The 8020-nt window shown below is 68.0% G+C and carries 8 protein-coding genes; 2 read left to right on the plus strand and 6 right to left on the minus strand.

Features of this window, described 5'->3' with window-relative positions; genetic code table 11:
- From V7787_RS51450 to prmB, 6 genes are all read right to left on the minus strand, one after another.
- The coding region (locus V7787_RS51450; RefSeq protein WP_442965380.1) for a type IV pilus assembly protein FimV at nt 1-650 on the minus strand (650 nt) is incomplete at its 3' end.
- Nucleotides 651-930: 280 nt separating this feature from the next.
- Nucleotides 931-1953: an aspartate-semialdehyde dehydrogenase gene (locus V7787_RS51455; protein WP_336095245.1), complete on the minus strand. Its 1023-nt coding sequence runs from the start codon at nt 1951-1953 to the stop codon at nt 931-933.
- A complete protein-coding gene (locus V7787_RS51460) occupies nt 1950-2714 on the minus strand; it encodes a CHAP domain-containing protein (protein WP_336095246.1) in 765 nt (254 codons plus the stop codon). The genes V7787_RS51455 and V7787_RS51460 overlap by 4 nt, the downstream gene beginning before the upstream one ends.
- A gap of 1 nt (nt 2715) precedes the next feature.
- Nucleotides 2716-3723, minus strand: coding sequence for a 2-hydroxyacid dehydrogenase (locus tag V7787_RS51465; protein ID WP_336095247.1), 1008 nt, complete (start codon nt 3721-3723; stop codon nt 2716-2718).
- Entirely contained in the window at nt 3716-4831 is a 1116-nt protein-coding gene (aroC, locus tag V7787_RS51470; RefSeq protein WP_336095248.1) for a chorismate synthase, read from the minus strand. The genes V7787_RS51465 and aroC overlap by 8 nt, the downstream gene beginning before the upstream one ends.
- Nucleotides 4832-5346: 515 nt before the next feature.
- Nucleotides 5347-6276, minus strand: coding sequence for a 50S ribosomal protein L3 N(5)-glutamine methyltransferase (gene prmB / locus V7787_RS51475; RefSeq protein ID WP_336095249.1), 930 nt, complete (start codon nt 6274-6276; stop codon nt 5347-5349).
- A gap of 255 nt (nt 6277-6531) precedes the next feature.
- On the opposite strand from prmB, the gene V7787_RS51480 reads away from it, so the two are divergent.
- Both V7787_RS51480 and asd read left to right on the plus strand, forming a co-directional pair.
- Complete coding sequence (locus V7787_RS51480) at nt 6532-7176, plus strand: SCO family protein (RefSeq protein WP_336095250.1); 645 nt, start codon at nt 6532-6534, stop codon at nt 7174-7176.
- On the plus strand, nt 7173-8020 hold an 848-nt coding region (asd, locus tag V7787_RS51485; RefSeq protein ID WP_336095251.1), incomplete at its 3' end, for an archaetidylserine decarboxylase. The genes V7787_RS51480 and asd, both read left to right, overlap by 4 nt.

The raw sequence follows: 8020 nt of genomic DNA on the forward strand, positions 1-8020 counted from the left end.
GGAGCGGCCTGGATAGGAGCCGGCGCCGGCGGTTCGGGCTGGATCGCCACCGCCTCGGCCGGGAACGACGGCGCCGGCACCACGCTGCCGGGGTCGTAACGCTGCTGGTCGAGCTGGTTCTCCACCGACAGCGGATCGGTTTCCTGCGCCTGCGCGCCGAACGGCAGCGGCGCTTCCAGCGGACGTTCGATGGTGTTGGAGGCAGCGCCAGTGGGCGCCTTGATCGGCGGCTGCAGCGGCGCGGAGGCGGTGCGCGGCGCGTCCAGCAGCGCGGAGTATTCGCGGGTCAGGCGGCCCTGGCCCCAATCGACTTCGATCAGGAAGGTCAGCAGCGGCTGATTGACCGGCTGGGTGCTGGTGACCCGGATCACCGGCTTGCCGGCGCTGTCCAGGGCCAGGGTGAAACGCAGGTCGGTGACGATGCCTTGCGGCGCTTCCAGGCCGATGCGCTGGAAGGTCTCCGGCGAGGCCAGGCCCGCGCGCAGTTGCGCCAACTCCTCCGGCCCGCTGGAGATCACCGGGATCTCCGCCAGCAGCGGCTGTCCCGAACGCGATTTCACCTCGATCTGGCCCAGCCCCAGCGCACAGGCCGCTCCGCTGGCCAATGCCAGCGCCAGAGCCAAGGCGGTGCGTGCGAAACCTGATCTCACGGACGATCCCATTGCCAAAGACAGGCGGCGACTCTAGCGGTCTGGACTAGTTATGCGCAACGCGAAGTGAAGTTTCCGTTGCGATGGCTGGGTGGTCGCGGCGCTGGCATGGCGAACTCCCGGCCATGCGGGCTTGATCCGGCATCGTGCTGCGAAGTCGCCAGCGATGGGGATTTGCGCCCTTTCGACGACAGCATTCGGCGCGCGAACCGCCCCCGCAAACGAAGATCGGGCCCCGCAGGGCCCGATCGATGACATTAGTAATGACAGCGGGCTGAGATCAGCGCTCGCTCCAGACCAGCTCGGCCAGTTGCACCGCATTGGTCGCCGCGCCCTTGCGGATGTTGTCGGAGACCACCCACAACGACAGCCCGCGCGGATGCGAGATGTCGTCGCGGATGCGGCCGACGAACACCGGATCCTGTCCCGAAGCATGTGTGACCGGCGTCGGATATCCGCCGCCCACCGGCTCGTCCACCACTTCCACGCCCGCGGCCTTTTCCAGCAGCGCGCGCGCATCGACCGCGGAGAGCTTGTCGCGGGTTTCGATGTGCACCGCCTCGGAGTGGCCGTAGAACACCGGCACCCGCACCACGGTCGCGTTCACGCCGATGCTGTCGTCGCCGAGGATCTTGCGGGTCTCCCAGACCAGCTTCATTTCTTCGGTGGTGTAGCCGTTGTCGGTGAAGTCGCCGCCGTGCGGGATCACGTTGAAGGCGATCTGGACCGGATAAATCTCCGGCTTGGCCTGCTGGAAGTTGAGCAGCGCCGCGGTCTGCTTGCCCAGTTCTTCCATCGCGCGCTTGCCGGTGCCCGACACCGACTGATACGTGGCCACGTTGATCCGCTCGATCTTGGCCTTGCGGTGGATCGGCGCCAGCGCGACCAGCATCTGCATGGTCGAGCAATTGGGGTTGGCGATGATCCCGCGCGGACGGTTCTTGGCCGCTTCCGGGTTGACCTCGCTGACCACCAGCGGGATATCGGCGTCGTAGCGGAAGGCCGAGGAGTTGTCGATCACCACCGCGCCGGCCGCGGCGAACTTGGGCGCGTATTCCTTCGACACCGAACCGCCGGCCGAGAACAGGGCGATGTCCACCCCGCTCGGATCGAATTTGGCCAGATCCTGCACCACCAGGGTTTTGCCGCCGAACTCGATTTTCTCTCCCGCCGAGCGTTCGCTCGCCAACACATGCAGCTGACCGATCGGAAATTTGCGCTCGGCCAGCACCTTCAGCATGGTTTCACCGACCGCGCCGGTAGCACCGACCACGGCGACATTGCAGGACGTCTTGGCGTTCATCTGTTCTCAGTTACCTGACTTGTGGGGACCGCCGGACCCATTTCCGGCGGGTATTGCGTGGAAACCGAAGCCAGCGCCGCCGCGTCGGGCGCGGGCGGCGGCAGGCGCAGCCAGCCGAGCACGCGCGCGTTGTCCACGCGCGTGGGCCGGGCGGCGTCGAAGGCCAGACGTTCGCGCGAGGCGCCGAACGGGCCGGGATTCTGTTGCGCGATCACCACACCGGCCGGGTCGACCGAGGCGACGATGGCGACATGGCCGTAACGGTTGAACGCGCTCGGCGCGAACACGATCAGATCGTCCGGCTGCGGCGCCGCCGCGCCGCCGTTATGGAATTGCAGCAGGCCGCGCTTGGCGCTGAAACCGCCGTCGGCCACGTCGGCGTCGAAGAAATCGCGGGCGTGACCGTAGCTGTCGGGCATCTTGTGGCCGAAGCGCTGGTAGTAATAGCGCTTGACGAACTCGACGCACTGATACTGCAGGCCGAGGTTGTAGCCGTCGTCGGTCAGGCGGCGGCCGACATTGGTGTTGACCCCGCCGTTGTAATGGATGGCGACGCCGTTGAGACGGTCGATCACCTCGCCCACCGCGTGCTCGCGGTTGGGGTTGATGCGGGTGCCGACCGCAAGCGTGACCACGGCGAGAACGCCGAGCGCGCCGAGCGCGGTCAACGCCGACAGACCGCGCCGCAACCAACGCGGACGCGACGACGCACTGGCGCCGACGCGGTTTTGACGGGATCGCAGCGACGAGAGCAGGCTCATCTCAACCCACCGACTCCCCTGCCCGCACCGGCGCGTTGAGCGGCGACGGCGGACGCCCCGCATCGGGGCCGTAGCCCAGCGCGGCGATCAGATTGTCGACCGCCAGCGACACCATCGCCCGGCGCGTGGCCAGGCTGCCGCTGGCGATATGCGGGGTCAGCACCACCCGGCGCTGCTGCAGCAAACGCGGATTGAGCTTGGGTTCGCCCTCGTACACGTCCAGCCCGGCCGCGGCCAGGCGGTTGTGTTCCAGCGCATCGCACAGCGCGTCTTCGTCGACGATGCCGCCGCGGGCGATGTTGGTCAGGGTGGCGTGCGGCTGCATCTTGGCCAGCGCCGCGGCGTCGATGAGATGGTGCGATTGCGGTGAATACGGCAGCACCAGAATCAGATGATCGGCACGCGCCAGCAGTTCGTCGAAACCGACGTAGCTCGCCGCGCATTCGCGCTCGACCGCTTCGGGCAAACGGCTGCGGTTGTGATACAGCGTGCGCATGCCGAAGCCGACCGCGCGCCGGGCGATCGCCTGGCCGATCCGGCCCATGCCGAGGATGCCGAGCGTGGCGCCATGGACATCGCTGCCGAGCAGGCTGTCGAAACTCCAGCGCTGCCAATGGCCCTCGCGCAACCAGCGCTCGGCTTCGCCGACCCGGCGCGCGGTCGCCATCATCAGCGCCCAGCCGAAATCGGCGGTGGTTTCGGTCAGTACGTCGGGCGTGTTGCTGGCGAGGATGCCGGCGGCGCTGAGCGCGGGCACGTCCAGATTGTTGTAGCCCACGCCGACGTTGGCGATGGCGCGCAGGCGGGTGGCGCCGGCGATCTGCGCCGCGCCGATCGGATCGTTGAGGGTGACCAGGGCGCCGTCGGCGCGGCGCAGCGCGGCATTGGCCGCTTCCGGCGTGTGCTGGGTCACCGCGGCGGTGGCGTCGACTTCGAAATACTCGCCGAGCCGGGCGACGATGTCGTCGAACAGCGGTTGCGAGACCCACACCCGCGGCCGCTCAGACATCGTCTTCGAACTCCGGCGCGGCGGGAATGCGCGGGGTCACCGTGCCGACATCGCCGCATTGGGCGCGATGGCGCAGCGCCTGATCGATCAATACCAGTGCGACCATCGCCTCGCAGATCGGGGTGGCGCGGATGCCCACGCAAGGGTCGTGGCGGCCGGTGGTGATGACCTCGACCTCGTTGCCGTGGATGTCGACGCTGCGGCCCGGCAAACGCAGGCTCGAGGTCGGCTTGAACGCGGTCGAACAACGCAGCTGCTGGCCGGTGCTGATGCCGCCGAGGATGCCGCCGGCGTGATTGCTGGCGAAACCGGCGCGCGAGAGCTCATCGCGGTGCTCGCTGCCCTTTTGCGCGACGCTGGCGAAGCCGTCGCCGATCTCCACGCCCTTGACCGCGTTGATGCTCATCAACGCCGCGGCAAGCTCGCCGTCGAGCTTGCCGTAGATCGGTTCGCCCCAACCCGGCGGCAGGTTGTCGGCGACCACGTCCACGCGCGCGCCGACCGAATCGCCGGACTTGCGCAGCGCGTCCATGTAGCTTTCCAGCTCGCCCACCTGCTCGGCGTGCGGCCAGAAGAACGGGTTGTCTTCGACCACCGACAAGTCGTAGCCGTTGGGCACGACTTCGCCGATCTGCGACATGAAGCCGCGCACCACCACCCCGTAACGCTCGCGCAGCCACTTCTTGGCGATCACGCCGGCGGCCACGCGCATGGTGGTCTCGCGCGCCGAGGAGCGTCCGCCGCCGCGCGGATCGCGCAGGCCGTACTTCTGCCAGTAGCTGTAATCGGCGTGGCCGGGACGGAACTGTTCGGCGATGGAACCGTAGTCCTTGCTGCGCGCGTCGGTGTTGCGGATCAGCAGCGCGATCGGGGTGCCGGTGGTCAGGCCCTGGTAGACGCCGCTGAGGATTTCGATGTCGTCGGCCTCGCGCCGGGCCGAGGTGTGGCGGGTCTTGCCGGTGGCGCGGCGGTCGAGGTCGTGGCGGAACTCTTCCGGGGCGATCGCCAGTCCCGGCGGGCAGCCGTCGATCACGCAGCCGATCGCCGGGCCGTGGCTTTCGCCGAAGGTGGTGACGGTGAAGAGTTTGCCGAAGCTGTTGCTGGACACGACGGATTCCTGGTGCGAGCCGGCGGACCGGCGTGGGGCGGGAACGATGATCGCTGGCGTGGGTGTGGCGAAGATGAAGCTGAGCACGGGCCGTGGGCTGTCCGTGTCTTACCTGGATGGTATGACGTGGGGTTTGCGCACGGAAATGACTAAATCGCGTGGGTTTGAGCAAGGTTTCGGGCGATTTGGCTGCCCTCACCCCAGCCCTCTCCCGCAAGCGGGAGAGGGAGCTCAACGCGTATCGACCCGATCGCTTCGCACAGTCCCCTCTCCCGCTTGCGGGAGAGGGTTAGGGTGAGGTCAGCCAACCTTAGCCGACCCCGCCGGTTTCCGCTGTAACGAAGACAGACCTACCGAAAACCCGCGCACGCACACCGAACAACGCCGCGCCCGCGGGGCACTTGCGAGTTCCGGCCGGCTTGGCGCCGTGGACGTAACGCTAGAGGATCAGCGTCGCGCGCGGCGCTGCGGACGACGGTGTCCCGTCTCCGCTACCGGCCGCCGACGCGCGTGGCTCAGGCTCGCGCGTCGGCGAGCCGTTTGATTTGGTCGTGGTGTTCGACCAGGTCGTGGCGTTCGACCACGAAAATGCCCATCTGGCCGACCTTGAACTCGACCCAGGCCAGCGGCAGCTGCGGCAGCAATTCGACCAGGGCGCGTTCGGCCTCGCCGACTTCGCAGATCAACAGCCCCTGCTCGCTCAGATGCTCGGGCGCGTCGCGTAGGATCTTCAGCGCCAGGTCCAGACCGTCGTCGCCGGCGCGCAGGCCCAGTTCGGGCTCGTGCGAGTACTCCTGCGGCAAGGCGTCGGTTTCGTCGTTGGTGACGTACGGCGGGTTGGTCACGATCAGATCGAAGACCTCGCCCTTCAGGCCGGCGAACAAATCCGACTTGCGCAACTCGACGTTGTCGGCGTGCAGGCGCTGCTTGTTCTCGGCCGCCAGCGACAGGGCGTCGTCGTTGATGTCGGCGCCGATCACGTCCCAATCGGGGTGGTAATGCGCGGTGGCGATGGCGATGCAGCCCGAACCGGTGCACAGGTCCAGGGCGCGGGCGACCTCGCGGCCGCCGAGCCAGGGCTCGAAACCGGCCTCGATCAGCTCGGCGATCGGCGAACGCGGCACCAGGGCGCGGCGGTCGCTCTTGAAGCTCAGGCCGGCGAACCAGGCCTCGCCGGTCAGGTAGGCGGCCGGGATGCGCTCGGCGATGCGGCGCTCGAACAGCGCCAGGATCGCGTCCTTTTCCTCCGCGGTGACCTTGCCCTGGCCGTAGACCGGGCTGAGATCGTGCGGCAGGTGCAGGGTGTGCAGGACCAACTGGGTGGCCTCGTCCAGCGCGTTGTCGTAGCTGTGGCCGAAGGTCAGCCCGGCCGCGTTGAAGCGGCTGGCGCCGTAGCGGATCAGGTCGACGAGGGTCAGCTGTTCGAAGGAAACGGGAGCGGGCACGGCAGGTCCAGGGCAAATCAAGGCGCGCAGTATAGCCGCCCGCCCCCGGAATTCGCAGAACCCCGCCCCCCCTCACGCCCCCACCCGAAGCCTCCCCCCTTTGAAAAAGGGGGGTTAGGGGGGATTTGCTTTTGACCTAAAGCAACAGCAAAGGCAAATCCCCCCTAACCCCCCTTTTTCAAAGGGGGGAGCAATTTCGAGGAGGGGAAACAACAATCGCCGGTATCATGCCCAGGCACACACGCTGGAACCGACATGTTCAATCGCACCACCGCCATCGTCCTGGTCGCCGCGCTCGCCGCCGCGCTCGGCCTGTGGGCCTCGCAGAAATTCTTCGCCGCCCCGCCCCGCCCGAACCTGCCGCAGACCCAGGCAGTGCGCCTGTTCGACCCGCCGCGCACCCTGCCCGCGTTCTCGCTGCGCCAATCCGACGGCACCCAGCTGATTCCCGGCGAGCTCAAGGGCCACTGGACCCTGGTGTTCCTCGGCTTCACCCACTGCCCGGACGTGTGCCCGACCACGCTGGCGCAGATGTCGGTGGCGCAGAAGACCTGGGAAGCCATCCCCGAAGCCAGCCGCCCGCGCGTGCTGTTCGTCTCGGTCGATCCCGAACGCGACACGCCCGACAAGATCGGCGAGTACGCCCACGGCTTCCATAAAGACACCCTGGCCGCCACCGCCGACGTCCCGGCGCTGGAGGACTTCGCCAAATCGCTGAGCATGGTGTTCGCCAAGGTGCCCGCGCCCGACGGCGCGCCGGCCGACCAATACACCATGGACCACAGCGCCAGCATGGCCGTGCTCGACCCGCAGGGCCGCATGGCCGGGCTGGTGCGGCCGCCGTTCGATCCAAACGTGATCGCCAAGGACATGGCCGCGCTCACCGGAGCCGCACCGTGAGCCTGATCACCACCCTCACCTATGCGCTGCCGCACCGCTTTCTGTCCTCGTTGGCGCGCTCGCTGGCGTATTCGGACAGCCCGCGCATCAGCCGCTGGCTGATCGACACCGTCACCCGCAAGTTCGGGGTCAATCTGGCCGAAGCCGCCAATCCCGACCCGCGCTCGTACCCGACCTTCAACGCATTCTTCACCCGCGCGCTCAAGCCCGGCGCGCGCGTGGCCGATCCCGACCCGAGCGTCCTGCTGATGCCCGCCGACGGCCGCATCAGCCAATGCGGCCCGATCCGCTCGGGCGAGATTTTTCAGGCCAAGGGCCAATCGTTCACCGCGACCGAACTGCTCGGCGGCGACGCGGCCGCGGCGGCGCCGTTCGAAAACGGCGTCTACGCCACCGTCTACCTCTCGCCCAAGGACTACCACCGCGTGCATATGCCGTGGGCCGGCACCCTGCGCGAAACCGTGCACGTCCCGGGCCGGCTCTTCAGCGTCGGACCCGACGCGGTGCGCAACGTGCCGCGTCTGTTCGCGCGCAACGAGCGGCTGGTCTGCCACTTCGACACCGAGTTCGGGCCGATGGCGATGGTGATGGTCGGCGCGCTGCTGGTGTCGGGCGTGGAAACCGTCTGGAGCGGCGTGGAGATTCCGCGCTACGCCGACGCGGTCACCACCAAGGACTACCGCGGCAAGAACATCAGCCTGGAACGCTTCGGGGAAATGGCCCGCTTCAACTACGGCTCGACCGTGATCGTGCTGCTGCCGCCGGGCGTGGCGACGCTCGATGCGGGTTTGCAGGCCGAAACCGCGGTCCGCCTCGGCCAAGCGCTGGCCCGTCTCAACCGCTG

The sequence above is a fragment of the Pseudomonas sp. CGJS7 genome, from assembly GCF_036961695.1.

What these genes read in the sequence shown, in the direction of transcription:
- V7787_RS51460 (WP_336095246.1), bottom strand. Translation starts at nt 2,714, where the DNA reads ATGAGCCTGCTCTCGTCGCTGCGATCCCGTCAAAACCGCGTCGGCGCC.
- V7787_RS51465 (WP_336095247.1), bottom strand. Translation starts at nt 3,723, where the DNA reads ATGTCTGAGCGGCCGCGGGTGTGGGTCTCGCAACCGCTGTTCGACGAC.
- V7787_RS51480 (WP_336095250.1), top strand. Translation starts at nt 6,532, where the DNA reads ATGTTCAATCGCACCACCGCCATCGTCCTGGTCGCCGCGCTCGCCGCC.
- V7787_RS51455 (WP_336095245.1), bottom strand. Translation starts at nt 1,953, where the DNA reads ATGAACGCCAAGACGTCCTGCAATGTCGCCGTGGTCGGTGCTACCGGC.